This window comes from Streptomyces galbus (assembly GCF_005280195.1).
GTDB lineage: Bacteria > Actinomycetota > Actinomycetes > Streptomycetales > Streptomycetaceae > Streptomyces > Streptomyces galbus.
In genome coordinates, this window is the sequence record NZ_SZPR01000014.1 from 141,020 (window position 1) to 156,395 (window position 15,376).

Here is a 15,376-nt window from a genome sequence, read left to right on the forward strand (position 1 = left end):
GCCCGGTCAGCCCGCGACGAACGTGTGCGCCGCCTTGTCGTGCCAGCACTGGCGCCACGGGCGGTCGAACAGCCCCCACAGCACGCCCACCAGACCCACCGCCAGCAGACCCGGGACGCTGTAGACCAGCCAGCGGCGCAGGGCCGCTCCGAACGCGGGCGGCTCGTGCGCCTCGATGTCCCGCACCTGCAGGCCCAGCAGCTTCTTGCCCAGCGTGCGGCCCCACTTGGCGGTCGGCAGCGCCTCGTACAGGACGCCGGCCAGCAGCAGGACGGCCACCACGATGCCGAGGTACACGGACGTGGTGCCGTCCAGGATCCAGACGGTGACGGTCCGTCCGGACAGCCTGGCCGCGTCGATCTTCTCGTGGACGTGGTCCAGGGCCCGCGTGCCGAGCGGCACGGCGGCCACGGCGGTCACCGCGCCGAGGACCAGGCTGTCGACGAAGCGCGCGGCCAGCCTGCGGCCGAGGCCCGCGGGACGGGCCGACGCCTGGCGCCGGGCGGCCGCCTGGAAGACGTCCTCCACGGGCGGCTTCCACGGCACGACCGGCTGGTCGTCCCCCGCTCCGGCGAGCCGGTGCACCTGCTGCGCCCAGGAGGGCTGGCCACCGCCCGGGCCGCTGGTCACGGGGGTGGCGGGCGCGACCGGCGCGGCGGGCTGGACGGGGACGCCAGGGGTGGGCAGCGGGGCGGCGGGGAAGGCGGCCTGACCCGCCGCGAAGCCGGGCCGGACGGGGGCCGCGGGGCCGGCCTCGGGGGCCGGGGCGCCCGGGGCCGGGGTGCCCGGGGCCGGGGCGGGGCCCTGGCCGGCGGGCGCGAAGGCCGGGCCGCCCGCCACGGGCGGTGTACCGGCGCCCTGCGCCGCCGCTCCGGCGGATGCCGGGGACGCGCCGTCGTGGCGCCCCGTGCGCGGCCCGGGCGCGCGGATGGTGAGGGTGCCGTCGTCCCGTACGGGACGGGAGGCGGCCGGAGCGCCGGGCACGGCGCTGCCGTCGTCGGCGCCGGGGGCCGCACCGCTTCCGGGAGGCCCGAACATGCCCTGTCCAGCGGGTGTGTTCGGGGCACCGGCCCCGACGATCCCGCCCGCGGGCCGCGGCGTGCCCGGGTGCGGGGTGTCCCCCGTGCCCGCCGGGTCCGGGTCGCCCGGGGCCGGGGGGTGGGAGACGAACGTTCCGGCGGACGGGGCGGGTTCCGGGGCCGGGTGGGGGGACGGGACACGGGGGTCGGCGGGCGGGGTGCCCCAGGAGACGCGGTGGTCCTGGTCGGCGCCGAAGCCGGACTGCCGGGACCGGTCGGCGCCCCAGGCCGGCGCGGCCTCCTCCGGACGCGGGTCCTCGTCGAAGAAGTGCGGTCCCGTCGTCTCCACCACGGGTACCCGGTCCGTGGCCGGGTCGGGGGCGGGCGGGCTGAGCGGCCGGCCGTCGGACGGCGCCGGGCGGCTGGTGCCCGGCACCCACGAGGCGCCGTTCCAGTACCGGACGTATCCGGGGATGGACGGGTCCGGGTAGTACCCCTCGCGGGGCCTGTCGTCGCCGGGTGCCGGGGTTGGGGCGCTCATGTCCGTCGTCCCGTATCTGCTCGGGGGTGGGATGGGGGGCTCCACATCTACCAGACGAGCGGGGGCCCCACGTCCCCTCCCGCAAGTCCCGCCCCTTTCCGGGCAGGGTCGTGCACCCGCGTCACCCGTTCGGAGAGAAATCTTCCCGAACCCGCGTAATGGCCGGCCCCCAGCTCCCTCTCACCCCGTACGGGCCCGGTCCGAGCGGCCTTCCAGTGGAAAGGACACCGTCATGCATCACACCGTCGTCGAGCGCGAGCTGGAGATGAAGCTGGTCCTGTCGCCGGAGCGCAGCGTCGCCGTCCCGGCCCGGCTGACGTACCGCAGTGACGACCCGTTCGCCGTGCACGTCGTCTTCCACACCGACTCCGCGCAGCCGGTGCACTGGACGTTCGCCCGCGAGCTGCTGGTGGAGGGCGTGTTCCGGCCGTGCGGGCACGGGGACGTGCGGGCGTGGCCGGCGAAGTCCCAAGGGCGCAGCGTGGTGCTGATGGCGCTCAGCTCGCCGGACGGCGACGCGCTGCTGGAGGCGCCGATCCCGCAGGTCTCGGCGTGGCTGGAGCGGACCCTGACGGTGGTGCCCCCGGGGACGGAGGGCGAGCAGCTCGGCCTCGACGACGCGCTCGACGAGCTGCTCGCGCAGTGAGCCCCGGGCCGGTCAGGGGCCGCCGGTCAGAAGAGCTTGCCGGGGTTGAGGATGCCCAGCGGGTCGAAGACGTCCTTCACGGCCCGCTGCATCTCCAGTCCCACCGGCCCGAGTTCGCGGGCGAGCCACTCCTTCTTGAGCACGCCGACGCCGTGTTCGCCGGTGATGGTGCCGCCCAGTTCCAGGCCGAGGGCCATGATCTCGTCGAAGGACTCGCGGGCGCGCCGCGACTGAGCGGGGTCCTGGGCGTCGAAGCAGACGGTGGGGTGGGTGTTGCCGTCGCCCGCATGGGCGACGACCCCGATGGTCAGGCCGTACTTCCCGGCGATCCGCTCCACCCCTTCGAGCATGTCGCCGAGGCGCGAGCGGGGCACGCACACGTCGTCGATCATCGTCGTGCCCGTGACCGCCTCCAGCGCGACGAGCGAGGACCGCCGTGCCTGCAGCAGCAGTTCGGACTCGGCGGTGTCCTCGGCGGGCACCACCTGGGTGGCGCCGGCGGCCTCGCACAGCGCGCCGACGGCGGCGAGGTCGGCCGCCGGGTCGGGGGTGTCGAAGGCGCACAGCAGCAGTGCCTCGGTGGCCTCGGGCAGCCCCATGCGGGTCAGTTCGTTGACGGCGCGGACCGTCGTACGGTCCATGAGTTCGAGGAGTGAGGGCGTGTGCCCGCCCGCCATGACGCGGCAGACGGCGTCGCAGGCGGCGCCGGCCGAGGCGAACTCGGCGGCCAGCACGAGCTGGCGCGGCGGCTGCGGCCGCAGCGCCAGGACGGCCCGCACGACGATGCCGAGCGAGCCCTCGGAGCCGACGAACAACCGGGTGAGGTCGTAGCCGGCGACGCCCTTGGCGGTGCGGCGGCCGGTGGACATCAGCCGCCCGTCGGCCAGGACGACGTCGAGGCCGAGGACGTACTCGGCGGTGACGCCGTACTTGACGCAGCACAGGCCGCCGGAGGCGGTGCCGATGTTGCCGCCGATCGTGCACGTCTCCCAGCTCGAGGGGTCCGGCGGGTAGTACAGGCCGTGCTCGCCCACGGCCCGGGAGAGCGCCGCGTTGACCACGCCGGGCTCGACGACGGCGACGCGGTCGACGGGGCTGATGTCGAGGATGCGGTCCATGCGGGTCAGGGACAGCACGATGCAGCCGTCGGAGGCGTTCGCGCCGCCCGACAGGCCGGTGCGGGCGCCCTGCGGGACGACCGGTACGCGCAGCTCGGTCGCGACGCGCATCACGTGCTGCACCTGTTCGACGGTGCGCGGCAGCACGACCACGGCCGGGACGCCGGCCGGGCAGAAGCTCGCCATGTCGTGGGCGTAGGAGGCCGTGACGTCGGGGTCGGTGTGGACGGCCTCGGCGGGCAGGCCGGTGAGCAGCCGGTCGAGGAGGTTGCCGGTGACGTCGTCGCTGGGCGCTTCGATACGGCTCATGATCACAGGTTCGCACCGGGGGCCATCGGTGTGAACCCCACTCGCCGCACGCTTCGGCTGCGCCACCGCGGTGGCCGCGCCGACGCACAGTGAGCGCCATGGAGAACCAAGCGGAGCCCCGCGCGCGACGGCCCCTGGTCCCGGCCGTGCTGCGCCGCCGGCCGCTCCTGGCCGGTGCGGTCGCCGGGTCGCTGGCGCTGGGCGCGGTGCTGCTCTGCGTGCCGTTCGGGGAACCTCCCGCGGCGCGGGCGCCCGCCGCCGCGGCGCCGGGGACGCGCGCCGGGACGGCGGTCGCGGCGGGCGTGCCGGCCGGGCCGGGGGACCTCGGGGAGCTGATCGCCCAGCGGGAGCGGGCGGTGCGCCGGCAGCCGCGCGACGGCCGGTCCTGGGCGCTGCTCGGGACGGCGTACGTCGAGCAGGGGCGGCGCACGGGGGACGCGGCGGGCTCCTACCCGAAGGCCGAGCGGGCGCTGCGCACCTCGCTGCGGGTGCGGCCCGACGACTCCGACGACCTCGTCGCCCTCGACGGGCTGGCCGCGCTCGCGGTCGCGCGCCGGGACTTCCGGGCCGCGCTCGGCTGGAGCGAGACCGCGCTGGAGGCGGCGCCGAAGCGGTGGTCGGCGTACCCGTCCCTGATCGACGCCTGCACGGGGCTCGGCGACTACAAGCGGGCGTACGCCGCCCTCGGGCGGCTGCGGCGGCTGCGGTCGGGGCCCGCGGTGCTGGCGCGGGCGGCGGAGGTCTACCGCGAGCGCGGCTGGCGGGAGGACGCGGCGGCCGCCCTGTCCGACGCGGCGGCGGCCGCGACCGCGCCGGCCGAGCAGGCGGCCTGGCTGGAGCGGGGCGGTGAGCTGGCGTTCGAGCGCGGTGACCGGGAGGACGCGCTGCGGCACTTCGAGGAGGCGGCGCGGCTCGACCCGGAGCTGGCGGCCGCGCAGGCCGGGCGGGGGCGGGCGCTGGCCGCGCTGGGCCGCACCGCGCAGGCGCTGTCGGCGTACCGGGCGGCGCTGGCCCGCCAGCCGCTCCCCGGGTACGCCCTGGAGCTCGGCGAGCTGCAGGAGTCGCTGGGGCACGGGCAGGAGGCCGCGGCGCGGTACGACCTGGTGCGGGAGCGGGTGCGGCGGGACGCGGCCGGCGGGGTCGACGGTGACCTGGTGCTGGGCCTGCTGGAGGCGGACCACGGCGACCCGGTGGCCGCGGTGCGGCTGCTGCGCGCCGAGTGGCGGCGCCAGCCGGGCATCGACGTGGCCGACGCGCTGGGCTGGGCGCTGCACCGGATCGGCCAGGACACCGAGGCGCTCGGGTACGCGACGGTCGCCACCGACCGGGAGCACGGCGGCACGGTGCGCAGCGCGCCGTACATGTACCACCGGGGCGTGATCGAGCAGGCGATGGGCCGGCCCGGGGCGGCGCGGCGGCACCTGGAGGAGGCGCTGCGGATCAACCCGTACTTCTCGCCGCTGGGGGCGCCCGCGGCGCGGGCGGCGCTGGCGCAGGTGGCCGAGGAGCCGGACGTCGGCGTGCCGCGCTGACGTCCGGCGGCCGGGCCGCGCCCCGCCGGGGGGCGCGGCGGGGTGGGTCAGAGGTTGCCGCGCTTCTCCTGCTCGCGCTCGATCGCCTCGAACAGGGCCTTGAAGTTGCCCTTGCCGAAGCCCATGGAGCCGTGCCGCTCGATGATCTCGAAGAAGACGGTCGGCTTGTCCTGGACCGGCTTGGTGAAGATCTGCAGCAGGTAGCCGTCCTCGTCGCGGTCGGCGAGGATCTTCAGCTCGCGCAGGGTGTCGACCGGCACGCGGGTCTCGCCGACCCACTCGCCGAGCGTGTCGTAGTAGGAGTCCGGGGTGTCGAGGAACTCCACGCCGGCCGCGCGCATGGTGCGCACCGTCTCCACGATGTCGTTCGTGTTGAGCGCGATGTGCTGGCAGCCGGGGCCGTTGTAGAACTCGAGGTACTCGTCGATCTGCGACTTCTTCTTCGCGATCGCCGGCTCGTTGAGCGGGAACTTCACCTTCAGGGTGCCGTCGGCCACGACCTTGGACATGAGCGCGGAGTACTCGGTGGCGATGTCGTCGCCCACGAACTCCTTCATGTTGGTGAAGCCCATGACCCGGTTGTAGAAGCCGACCCACTCGTCCATCTTGCCGAGCTCGACGTTGCCGACGCAGTGGTCGATGGCCTGGAAGGTACGCCGCGCGGGCGGCGCGACGATCGGCTTGGCCGCGGTGTAGCCGGGCAGGTACGGGCCGTCGTAGCCGGAGCGCTCGACCAGGGTGTGGCGGGTCTCGCCGTAGGTGGCGATCGCGGCCAGGACCACCGTGCCGTGCTCGTCCTTCAGCTCGTACGGCTCGGCGATGCTCTTCGCGCCCTGCTCGACGGCGTACGCGTGGGCGGCGCGGGCGTCCGGGACCTCGATGGCCAGGTCGATGACGCCGTCGCCGTGCTCGGCCACGTGCTGGGCGAGGAAGTGGCCCCAGGGGGTGGCGGGCTTGATGACCGAGGTGAACACGAACCGCGCGGAGCCGTTCTCCAGCACGTAGCTCGCGGTCTCGCGGCTGCCGGTCTCCGGTCCGGAGTAGGCGACCAGCGTCATGCCGAAGGCGGTGGAGTAGTAGTGCGCGGCCTGCTTGGCGTTGCCCACGGCGAAGACGACCGCGTCCATTCCCTTGACCGGGAAGGGATCGGCCTGCCGTGCGGTCGCGTCGGGAGTGTGGTGTGTGGTCTGCGTCATGCCGGAAGGGTCACCCCGGCCCTGCAAGGTGCGCAATAGTTTGCGCATTCGCTGGGCAAGGTGTTCAGCAATACGGCCGAACCATCGGCCTTTCTGTACAGGATGACCACCCGGGGAGGCACCGCTGTGGGGATCGATCAGCTCGACGGCCGGATCATCGTGCTGCTGGCCCGTGAGCCGCGCGTCGGCGTGCTGGAGATGTCGCGCCGGCTGGGTGTGGCGCGCGGGACCGTGCAGGCGCGCCTGGACCGGCTTACGTCGAACGGAGTCATCCGCGGATTCGGCCCGGACGTCGATCCGGCGGCCCTCGGCTACCCGGTGACAGCGTTCGCCACCCTGCAGATCCGCCAGGGCCAAGGCCCGGACGTACGGGCCCACTTGGCCTCGGTGCCGGAGGTGCTGGAACTGCACACCACCACCGGCACCGGGGACATGCTGTGCCGGCTGGTGGCCCGCTCCAACGCCGACCTCCAGCGGGTCATCGACCGGGTCGTCGGTTTTGATGGCATCGTCCGGGCCTCCACCGCGATCGTGATGGAGAACCCCGTCCCGCTGCGGATCATCCCGCTGGTGGAGCAGGCGGCGGAGGAACGGGCGAGGACCTGACCCGCGAGGAGGTGCCGCGTGACCTTCTGGGAGTACCTGAGCAGCCGGCACCAGCAGCTGCTCACCGACGCCTACCAGCACGCGAGCGCGGTCTTCCAGTGCATGGTCGTGGCCACCCTGATCGGCGTGCTCATCGCGGTCGCCACCTACCGCAGCGACTGGGCCGGCGGCCTCGCCACCACGGCCACCTCGACCGTCCTGACCATCCCCTCGCTCGCCATGATCGGCCTGCTCATCCCGGTCGTCGGCCTGGGCGTGCCGCCGACGGTGACCGCGCTGACGCTGTACGGGCTGCTGCCGATCGTGCGCAACGCGATCGTGGGACTGCGCGGTGTGGACCCCTCCCTGGTCGACGCGGCGCGCGGCATCGGGATGTCCCGGCCGGCCCGGCTGCTGCGGGTGGAGCTGCCGCTGGCCTGGCCGCCGATCCTCACCGGGATCCGGGTCGCCACCCAGATGCTGATGGGCATCGCCGCCATCGCCGCCTACGCCTCCGGGCCCGGCCTCGGCAACGAGATCTTCCGCGGCATCTCCTCGCTGGGCAGCGCGAACGCGCTCAACCAGGTCCTGGCCGGCACGCTCGGGATCATCGTGCTGGCCCTGCTCTTCGACGCCGCGTACGTCCTGATCGGACGGCTGACCATTCCGAGGGGGATCCGTGTCTGAGCCGTCCGCCGGGGGCGCGACCATCGAGCTGGAGAACCTGACGAAGCGGTACCCGGGCAGCCCCCGGCCCGCCGTCGACAACGTCAGCATGGAGATCAAGGCGGGCGAGACCGTCATCTTCGTCGGGCCGTCGGGGTGCGGGAAGTCGACCACGCTGAAGATGATCAACCGGCTGATCGAGCCGACCGGCGGCCGCATCCGCATCGGCGGTGAGGACGTCACCGACATCGACCCGGTGAAGCTGCGCCGCAAGATCGGCTACGCGATCCAGTCGGCCGGGCTCTTCCCGCACATGACCGTCGCCCAGAACATCGCCCTGGTGCCGAGGATGATCGGCTGGTCCAAGAGCCGGATCAGGGCCCGGGTGGAGGAGCTGCTGGACCTGGTGGGTCTCGACCCCGGCGAGTTCCACGGCCGCTACCCCCGGCAGCTCTCCGGCGGCCAGCAGCAGCGCGTCGGCGTGGCGCGGGCGCTCGCCGCGGACCCGCCGGTGCTGCTGATGGACGAGCCGTTCGGCGCGGTCGACCCGATCACCCGCGACCACCTCCAGGACGAGCTGATCCGCCTCCAGCACGAGCTGCACAAGACGATCGTGTTCGTCACCCACGACTTCGACGAGGCGATCAAGCTGGGCGACCGGATCGCGGTGCTGCGCGAACGCTCCCACATCGCCCAGTTCGACACCCCGGAGGCGATCCTCACCAACCCGGCGGACGACTTCGTGTCCGGGTTCGTCGGCGCCGGGGCCGCCCTGAAGCGGCTCAACCTCACCCGCGTACGGGACGTGGAGATCACCGACTACCCGACGGTGACCGTCGACGACCCGCTGCAGACGATCTTCAACCGGCTGCGCTCCAGCGGCACCAACGAGATCCTGCTGCTGGACCGGCGCGGCCGCCCCTACAAGTGGCTGCGGCGCGGCGACCTGATGCGGGCCAAGGGCTCGCTGGCCCGCGCGGGGACGCTGGTGCACGACACGGTGACCCGGGACGCGACCCTGCGCGACGCGCTGGAGGCGGTCCTCACCGACAGCTCGGGGCGGGCCGCGGTGACCGGGCGGCGCGGCGAGTACACGGGCGTGGTGGACATGGAGACGCTGATGAACTCCGTGCACGAGCTGCTGGAGGCCGACCGGCTGGAGGCCATGGAGCACCAGCACGACCTGGCGGAGACCCGGGCCGCGCAGACCCACGCCGAACAGGAGGGCGCGAGCGGGGGGACGACGGCGTGAGAGGGCGGACGGGACGGGGTGACGGCCGGCGCGGCGCGGGCGGCCGGGCGGACGGCGCCCGCGCGGAGGGCGCCCGGGCGGACGGCGTGGTCGCGCGGCACGGCGTGGACCTGGCCGCCGACGGCCCGGACACCGCGGACGGCACCGGCGCGGCGGACGGCGGCTCCGAGGGCACCGGCGGGGCGGCGGACGCGGGACGGGTGGACACGCGGCCGGCGGCCGGAGCGTGGCGCTCCCGGATCACCTGGCAGAAGCTGACGCTGCTGCCGCTGTTCCTGGTCGCCCTGCTGCTGGCGACCTGGCTGTGGTTCCGGCAGGCCGAACTGGACGCCATCTCCGAGAACGCCCTGTCCGGCGGCCAGGTGTCCAAGGCGCTGTGGCAGCACGTCGAACTGACCGTGATCTCCACCTTCTTCGTGCTGGTCATCGCCATCCCGGCGGGCATCCTGCTCACCCGCCGCTCCCTGCGCAGGGCGACCCCGGTGGCGATGGCGTTCGCCAACACCGGTCAGGCGACCCCGGCGATCGGCCTGCTGGCGCTGCTCGTGATCTGGCTGGGCACCGGCATGAAGGCGGCGCTCATCGGCATCGTCATCTACGCCGTGCTGCCCGTGCTGTCCAACACGATCGCCGGGCTCGACGCCAACGACCCGACGCTCCTCGAGGCGGCCCGCGGCATCGGCATGTCCTCGCTGGGCGTGCTCACCCGGGTCGAACTGCCCCTCGCGGTGCCGCTGATCCTCGCGGGCGTGCGCACGGCCCTCGTCCTCAACGTCGGTACGGCGACCCTGGCCACCTTCGGCGGGGGCGGCGGCCTGGGCGTCCTCATCACCACCGGGATCACCAACCAGCGCATGCCGGTCCTGGTGTTGGGCTCGATCCTCACGGTGGCGCTGGCGCTGCTCGTGGACTGGCTGGCGTCGCTGGCGGAACTGCTGCTGCGGCCGCGCGGGCTGGAGGACGGACGATGACCCGCCGACCCCGCGGCCTGCTGCTGTGCGGGCTGCTGCTGCTCGCCCCGGGGTGCGGGCTGAGCAGCGGTTCGCCGATGGCGGACGACGTGCAGCCCGGGACCATCGGGCGGGGCGAGCCGCTCAAGGGCGCGCACCTGACGGTCACCTCCAAGGAGTTCAGCGAGCAGCTCGTCCTCGGCGCGATCATGGGCATCGCCTTCCAGGCGGCCGGCGCCGACGTCCTGGACCGCACCGGCATCCAGGGTTCCATCGGCTCCCGCGAGGCCGTGCGGCAGGGCTCCGCGGACGCCGACTACGAGTACACCGGCACCGGCTGGATCAACTACCTCGGCAACACCCAGCCCATCCCCGACCCGTACGAGCAGTGGAAGGCGGTGCGCGACGCCGACCGGAAGAACGGCGTCACCTGGCTGGACCCGGCCCCGCTCAACAACACCTACGCGCTCGCCACGAACCAGGCCAACTTCGAGAAGTACGGCACGAAGACCCTGTCCGACGTGGCCGCGCTGGCCAAGAAGGACCCGGGGGCGGTGACCCTGTGCGTGGAGAGCCAGTTCGCCAACCGCGCGGACGGACTGCCGGGCATGGAGAAGAAGTACGGCATGTCGCTGCCGGCCAGGAACATCACGCAGATGGACACCGGCATCATCTACACCCAGGTCGCCAAGGGCGCCTGCACCTTCGGCGAGGTCTTCACCACGGACGGCCGCATCAAGGCGATGCACCTGGTGGTCATGGAGGACGACAAGAAGTTCTTCCCCAACTACAACGCCGCCCCGATGATCCACACCAGGACGCTGGAGAAGTACCCCGAGATCGCCGACATCCTGGCCCCCGTCACACGCAGGCTGACCAACACGGTGGCGCAGGAGCTCAACGCCAAGGTGGACGTCGAGGGGCAGGACCCGCACCTGGTGGCGCTGGAGTGGATGACGCAGCAGGGGTTTGTGAAGCAGGGCTGAGCGGGGCCCGCCCGCGCTAGCAGCTCGGGACGGACCCCTTGCCCGTGCGGAGGGCCTCCAGTGCGCCGACCGCGCCCTTGAGGGTGGTGACCGGGATCAGCCGCAGCCCCTTCGGCAGCTCGGACGTGGCGTCGGAGCACTCGTCCTTCGGCACGAGGAAGACCGTCGCCCCGTCCCGGCGCGCGGCCTGCGTCTTCAGGGCGACGCCGCCGACCGCGCCGACCGTGCCGTCCGCCTCGATCGTGCCGGTGCCGGCGACGACCCGGCCACCGGTGAGGTCGCCGCCGCTGCCGTCGCCGTTCAGCTTGTCGACGATGCCGAGGGAGAACAGCAGACCCGCGCTCGGGCCGCCGACGTCGGCGAGCCGCAGGGTGACCTTCACGTCGGAGGGGCTCAGGTGCAGGTAGCGCAGGGCCGCCGCGGTGGCCGCGTCCTGCGACTGCTGCATCTGCTCGGTGTTGTGCTCCTCGATCTCGCGCGTGCTCTTCCCGCTGGGGTAGACCGAGTCGTGCGGCATGACGGCGCGGTCGGTGGCGAACCAGGCGTCGAGCACGTCACCGAGGGACACCCGGGTGTCCGGGTTGGTCGCCTCGATCGTGGTCATCCGCAGCTCGCCGCGGGTCGGCCGGGTGGGTGCCCCCTCGATGGTGATCACCGGCGTGCCCTTGTTGTCCCCGAGCACGTTCGCCGTCATCCCCGGCTGCGCCACGGAGAAGGGCAGCGGCGCGAAGGCGGCCGTGCCGAGCAGCGCGACGAGGGGGACGGCACAGGCGGCCAGGGCTTGGGGGCGTGTGAGGCGTGAGAGCACGGAGCCAATGTAACGGTGCCGGTGCGGGGCGACGGGACGCGGTCGATCCGGCGGGTACGCCGTCGGCTGCCCCCGGCCCGCCGCGTGCGCCCCGGCCCGCCCCTGGAGACCGTCCCGGTGCGCGGCGGCCGTCAGCGCAGCGCCTCGGCCACCTCGCGGGCCGCGTCGACCACCCTCGGGCCCACGCGCTCCGGTATCGCGTCCGCGAGCATGACCACCCCGACGCTGCCCTCGACGCCGGTCACGCCGATCAGCGGCGCCGCCGCCCCGCTCGCGCCGGCCTCCAGCTCGCCGTGCGTGAGGGTGTACCCCGGCTCCCCCGGCGGCTGCTGCCGCGCGGCGAGGATCGCCCGGCCCGCGGCCCCGCGGTCCAGGGGGTGGCGGAACCCGGCCCGGTAGGCCACGTGGTAGTCCGTCCACGAGGGCTCGACCACGGCGACGGCCAGCGCCTCGGCTCCGTCCACCAGCGTCAGGTGCGCGGTGGCCCCGATGTCCTCGGCCAGCGAGCGCAGCGCGGGCAGCGCCGCCTCCCGTACCAGGGGGTGCACCTGGCGGCCGAGCCGCAGCACCCCGAGGCCCACCCGGGCCCGCCCGCCGAGGTCACGCCGGACGAGGGCGTGCTGTTCGAGCGTGGCCAGCAACCGGTACACCACGGTCCGGTTGACGCCCAGTTTGGTGGACAGCTCGGTGACGGTCAGCCCGTGGTCGGTGTCGGCCAGCAGCTTGAGGACCCGCAGTCCCCGGTCGAGCGTCTGAGAGGTCTCCGCGGTCACGACGCCCACTCCTCCAAGCGGTGAGGTCGGCGGGCCCCTTCGTGGCGGATGCGTCACCGAGTCCCGTCAGTGACGCGCTTCAGAGGCCGCCGATCGGTGACGGCCAGGGTTCTTCCCGGGCCAGAGTCGCTTCACGGCTGCGCTCCGCGGCGGCGCTGCCACGGGGCGTGTGCGTAGCGGGACAGTAGCCGCACGGGTTCGCTGAGCGGAAGGCTCCGTCCAGAATCCGGTCAGCGACCTCGAGGGACTTCCGGACTTTGTCCCGGTACGTACGCGAACACGCGCCGGACCGCACGCGCCCCCGGCCGCACGGGGCACGGGACCGCCGGCGTGCCCGGCCGCACGGGGCGCCGGACCGCCGGCGTGCCCGGCCGCGGGGGCGGGCCGGGCGGCGGCCCGCGGTCACTTCATGCGGGTCGCCCACTCCTGGACCTTGGCGATGCGCTGCCGCAGCTGTCCGGCCGTGGCCTCGGCGCTCGGCGGCCCGCCGCACACCCGGCGCAGCTCGGTGTGGATCACGCCGTGCGGCTTGCCGCTCTGGTGGACGTACGCGCCGACCATCGTGTTGAGCTGCCGGCGCAGCTCCATCAGCTCCTTGTGCGAGACGACCGGGCGCCGCTCGGCGGGCATCTCCAGCAGGTCGGCCTCGGTGTCGGGCTTCTTCCTGCTGTGCGCGATCTGCTTGGCCTGCCGCTTCTGGAGCAGCAACTGCACCTGGTCGGGTTCGAGCAGGCCGGGAATGCCGAGGTAGTCCTGCTCCTCCTCGCTGCCCGGGTGGGCCTGCATGCCGAACTCGGCGCCGTTGTACATGACCCGGTCGAAGACGGCGTCGGACTCCAGCGCCTCGAAGGGCAGCATGTCCTGCTCGCCGGTGTCCTCGTCCTGCTCCCGGTTGGCCTCGTCCATCTCCTTCTCGGACTCGGCGTACGGGTCCTCCTCGCCGCCGTCCTTCTTCGGCTTGTCGAGGACGTGGTCGCGCTCGCGCTCCATCTCGTTGGCGAAGCCGAGCAGGTCGGGCACGGTCGGCAGGAACACCGAGGCGGTCTCGCCGCGCCGCCGGGACCGTACGAAACGGCCGACGGCCTGCGCGAAGAACAGCGGCGTCGAGATCGTCGTCGCGTACACGCCGACCGCGAGGCGCGGTACGTCGACGCCCTCGGACACCATGCGGACGGCGACCATCCACCGGTCGGTGCTCTGGCTGAACTCGTCGATCCGCTTCGAGGCGCCCACGTCGTCGGACAGCACGAGCGTGGCCCCGCTGCCGGTGATCTCCCGGATCAGCTTGGCGTAGGCGCGGGCCGACTCCTGGTCGGAGGCGATGACCAGCGCGCCGGCGTCCGGGATGGCCTTCCTGACCTCGGTCAGCCGCTGGTCGGCGGCGCGCAGCACGCTCGGCATCCAGTCGCCGCGCGGGTCCAGCGCCGTGCGCCAGGCCTGGCTGATCGCGTCCTTGGTCATCGGCTCGCCGAGCCGCGCGGCGATCTCGTCGCCGGCCTTGGTGCGCCAGCGCATGTTGCCGCTGTAGGAGAGGAAGATGACGGGCCGCACGACGCCGTCCGCGAGGGCGGAGCCGTAGCCGTAGGTGTAGTCGGCGGCCGACCGCCGGATGCCGTCCTGCCCCTCCTCGTACGTCACGAAGGGGATGGGGTTGGTGTCGGAGCGGAACGGCGTACCGGTGAGCGCGAGGCGCCGGGTCGCCGGCTCGAACGCTTCCAGGCACGCCTCGCCCCAGGACTTGCTGTCGCCGGCGTGGTGGATCTCGTCGAGGATGACGAGCGTCTTGCGCTGCTCGGAGCGGTTGCGGTGCAGCATCGGGCGCACGCCGACACCGGCGTACGTCACGGCGACGCCGTCGTACTCCTTGGAGAGCGGGCCCGCGCTGTACTCCGGGTCGAGCTTGATCCCTATACGGGCGGCTGCCTCGGCCCACTGCTTCTTCAGGTGCTCGGTGGGCGCGACCACGGTCACCTGCTGCACGACGTGGTGGTGCAGCAGCCAGGAGGCGAGCGTCAGCGCGAAGGTCGTCTTGCCGGCGCCGGGGGTGGCGACGGCGAGGAAGTCGCGCGGCTGCTCCTGGAGGTACTTCTCCATCGCCCCCTGCTGCCAGGCACGCAGCTTGCTGGCGGTACCCCAGGGGGCGCGGCCGGGGAAGGCCGGTGACAGGTGGTGCGAGGAGGAAGCGGCGGTGGTAGTCACGGTCTCCGGGTGGGTCTTCCGGTGGGCTTCGGGGTCCACCGGTGGCTCGGGGTCCAGCGGCGGGCTGGTGGGGCCCAGCGCGGCGGACTGGTGCGGACGGCAACCGGGCCACCCTACCGGCGGCCCCTACCCGCGACCGCGCGGACGAGCCCGACTGCGGCCCGGGTGGGACCCACATCACAGCTCCCGCAGCCGCCCGGCGATCTCCCCGACGTCCCCCTCCCGGCCGGAGGCGACGTCGACGACCAGGTCGTACGCGACGTCCTGGTCGCAGCCGGCCAGGTCGACGCCGTTGAGGGCGAGGAAGGTGGCGGCCGCGAGCCAGGCCGCGCGCTTGTTCCCGTCGACGAGGGGGTGGTTGGTGGCGACGGCGTGCAGCAGGGCGGCGGCCTGCTCGTACAGGTCGTCGTAGGCGGGGGTGCCGAACATGCGGGCGCGGGGCCGGTGCGCGGCCGACGCGAGCAGGCCGGGCGCGCGGACCTCGGGCGGCTGCCCGCCGAACGCGATCCGCGCGATGTCGGTGACCTCGGCGACGGTGAGGAACCGGGTCGTCATGCGCCGAGCCTCTCCAGCAGGCCGGCGTGGGCGTCGGCCAGCCGCTCGGCCACGGCCCGCACCCGCGCCTCCTCGGCCCGCAGGTGCGCGGCGACGGCCTCGCTCACCACGTCCTGCGGACGGCGTCCGGTGGCGTCGGCGAGGTCGTCGAGGGCGGCGTGGAGGCCGGCGGAGCCGGGGGTGCGGGGGAAGGGGCGCATGGCGGTGAGGGTAGAGGCGGGGGCGGGGTGGGGGCGAGGGA

15 protein-coding genes are annotated in these 15,376 nt (G+C 73.9%); 7 read left to right on the forward strand and 8 right to left on the reverse strand.

Annotated elements, in window-relative coordinates; translation table 11 throughout:
• Positions 1-6: 6 nt before the first annotated feature.
• The gene (locus tag E4U92_RS17845; protein ID WP_137301429.1) at positions 7-1,560 is read right to left on the reverse strand and encodes an RDD family protein; all 1,554 of its coding nucleotides are present in this window, start codon (positions 1,558-1,560) and stop codon (positions 7-9) included.
• Positions 1,561-1,792: 232 nt separating this feature from the next.
• Between E4U92_RS17845 and E4U92_RS17850 the strand changes: the two genes are divergently transcribed.
• Positions 1,793-2,206, forward strand: coding sequence for an SsgA family sporulation/cell division regulator (locus E4U92_RS17850; RefSeq protein ID WP_137301430.1), 414 nt, complete (start codon positions 1,793-1,795; stop codon positions 2,204-2,206).
• 26 nt (positions 2,207-2,232) lie between these two features.
• Here the strand turns inward: E4U92_RS17850 and E4U92_RS17855 are convergent, their stop codons facing one another.
• Complete coding sequence (locus tag E4U92_RS17855) at positions 2,233-3,639, reverse strand: FAD-binding oxidoreductase (protein ID WP_137301431.1); 1,407 nt, start codon at positions 3,637-3,639, stop codon at positions 2,233-2,235.
• A 92-nt stretch (positions 3,640-3,731) separates the two neighbouring features.
• Between E4U92_RS17855 and E4U92_RS17860 the strand changes: the two genes are divergently transcribed.
• A complete protein-coding gene (locus E4U92_RS17860) occupies positions 3,732-5,165 on the forward strand; it encodes a tetratricopeptide repeat protein (RefSeq protein ID WP_137301432.1) in 1,434 nt (477 codons plus the stop codon).
• 47 nt (positions 5,166-5,212) lie between these two features.
• On the opposite strand, the gene hppD is transcribed toward E4U92_RS17860, so the two are convergent.
• Entirely contained in the window at positions 5,213-6,361 is a 1,149-nt protein-coding gene (gene hppD, locus E4U92_RS17865) for a 4-hydroxyphenylpyruvate dioxygenase (RefSeq protein WP_137301433.1), read from the reverse strand.
• Positions 6,362-6,487: 126 nt separating this feature from the next.
• On the opposite strand from hppD, the gene E4U92_RS17870 reads away from it, so the two are divergent.
• The 5 genes from E4U92_RS17870 (at position 6,488) to E4U92_RS17890 (ending at position 10,800) form a co-directional block, all read left to right on the forward strand.
• Positions 6,488-6,967, forward strand: coding sequence for an Lrp/AsnC family transcriptional regulator (locus tag E4U92_RS17870; RefSeq protein WP_067235994.1), 480 nt, complete (start codon positions 6,488-6,490; stop codon positions 6,965-6,967).
• Between the two features lie 18 nt (positions 6,968-6,985).
• Positions 6,986-7,633 carry an ABC transporter permease gene (locus tag E4U92_RS17875; protein ID WP_137301434.1) on the forward strand — a complete coding sequence of 216 codons (648 nt, stop codon included), beginning with the start codon at positions 6,986-6,988 and terminating at the stop codon, positions 7,631-7,633.
• Entirely contained in the window at positions 7,626-8,864 is a 1,239-nt protein-coding gene (locus tag E4U92_RS17880; RefSeq protein ID WP_137301435.1) for a betaine/proline/choline family ABC transporter ATP-binding protein, read from the forward strand. Before E4U92_RS17875 ends, E4U92_RS17880 begins: the two co-directional genes overlap by 8 nt.
• Before the next feature lie 200 nt (positions 8,865-9,064).
• Positions 9,065-9,835 carry an ABC transporter permease gene (locus E4U92_RS17885; RefSeq protein WP_229863151.1) on the forward strand — a complete coding sequence of 257 codons (771 nt, stop codon included), beginning with the start codon at positions 9,065-9,067 and terminating at the stop codon, positions 9,833-9,835.
• Positions 9,832-10,800 (forward strand): glycine betaine ABC transporter substrate-binding protein, encoded by a 969-nt coding sequence (locus tag E4U92_RS17890; protein ID WP_137301436.1) that lies wholly within the window; start codon positions 9,832-9,834, stop codon positions 10,798-10,800. Before E4U92_RS17885 ends, E4U92_RS17890 begins: the two co-directional genes overlap by 4 nt.
• 16 nt (positions 10,801-10,816) lie before the next feature.
• On the opposite strand, the gene E4U92_RS17895 is transcribed toward E4U92_RS17890, so the two are convergent.
• From E4U92_RS17895 to E4U92_RS17915, 5 genes are all read right to left on the reverse strand, one after another.
• Entirely contained in the window at positions 10,817-11,608 is a 792-nt protein-coding gene (locus tag E4U92_RS17895) for a YlbL family protein (protein ID WP_137301437.1), read from the reverse strand.
• A gap of 131 nt (positions 11,609-11,739) precedes the next feature.
• The gene (locus tag E4U92_RS17900) at positions 11,740-12,381 is read right to left on the reverse strand and encodes an IclR family transcriptional regulator (protein WP_137301438.1); all 642 of its coding nucleotides are present in this window, start codon (positions 12,379-12,381) and stop codon (positions 11,740-11,742) included.
• A gap of 402 nt (positions 12,382-12,783) precedes the next feature.
• Positions 12,784-14,580 carry a DEAD/DEAH box helicase gene (locus E4U92_RS17905; protein ID WP_137301439.1) on the reverse strand — a complete coding sequence of 599 codons (1,797 nt, stop codon included), beginning with the start codon at positions 14,578-14,580 and terminating at the stop codon, positions 12,784-12,786.
• Positions 14,581-14,757: 177 nt separating this feature from the next.
• Entirely contained in the window at positions 14,758-15,135 is a 378-nt protein-coding gene (locus E4U92_RS17910) for a type II toxin-antitoxin system death-on-curing family toxin (protein WP_137301440.1), read from the reverse strand.
• Positions 15,132-15,335 (reverse strand): hypothetical protein, encoded by a 204-nt coding sequence (locus E4U92_RS17915; RefSeq protein ID WP_137301441.1) that lies wholly within the window; start codon positions 15,333-15,335, stop codon positions 15,132-15,134. The genes E4U92_RS17910 and E4U92_RS17915 overlap by 4 nt, the downstream gene beginning before the upstream one ends.
• Positions 15,336-15,376 lie beyond the last annotated feature (41 nt).

Bases quoted from the DNA above. Each gene is read 5' to 3' on its own strand.
- E4U92_RS17845 (WP_137301429.1), bottom strand. From the start codon at position 1,560: ATGAGCGCCCCAACCCCGGCACCCGGCGACGACAGGCCCCGCGAGGGG.
- E4U92_RS17850 (WP_137301430.1), top strand. From the start codon at position 1,793: ATGCATCACACCGTCGTCGAGCGCGAGCTGGAGATGAAGCTGGTCCTG.
- E4U92_RS17860 (WP_137301432.1), top strand. From the start codon at position 3,732: ATGGAGAACCAAGCGGAGCCCCGCGCGCGACGGCCCCTGGTCCCGGCC.
- hppD (WP_137301433.1), bottom strand. From the start codon at position 6,361: ATGACGCAGACCACACACCACACTCCCGACGCGACCGCACGGCAGGCC.
- E4U92_RS17890 (WP_137301436.1), top strand. From the start codon at position 9,832: ATGACCCGCCGACCCCGCGGCCTGCTGCTGTGCGGGCTGCTGCTGCTC.
- E4U92_RS17910 (WP_137301440.1), bottom strand. From the start codon at position 15,135: ATGACGACCCGGTTCCTCACCGTCGCCGAGGTCACCGACATCGCGCGG.
- E4U92_RS17915 (WP_137301441.1), bottom strand. From the start codon at position 15,335: ATGCGCCCCTTCCCCCGCACCCCCGGCTCCGCCGGCCTCCACGCCGCC.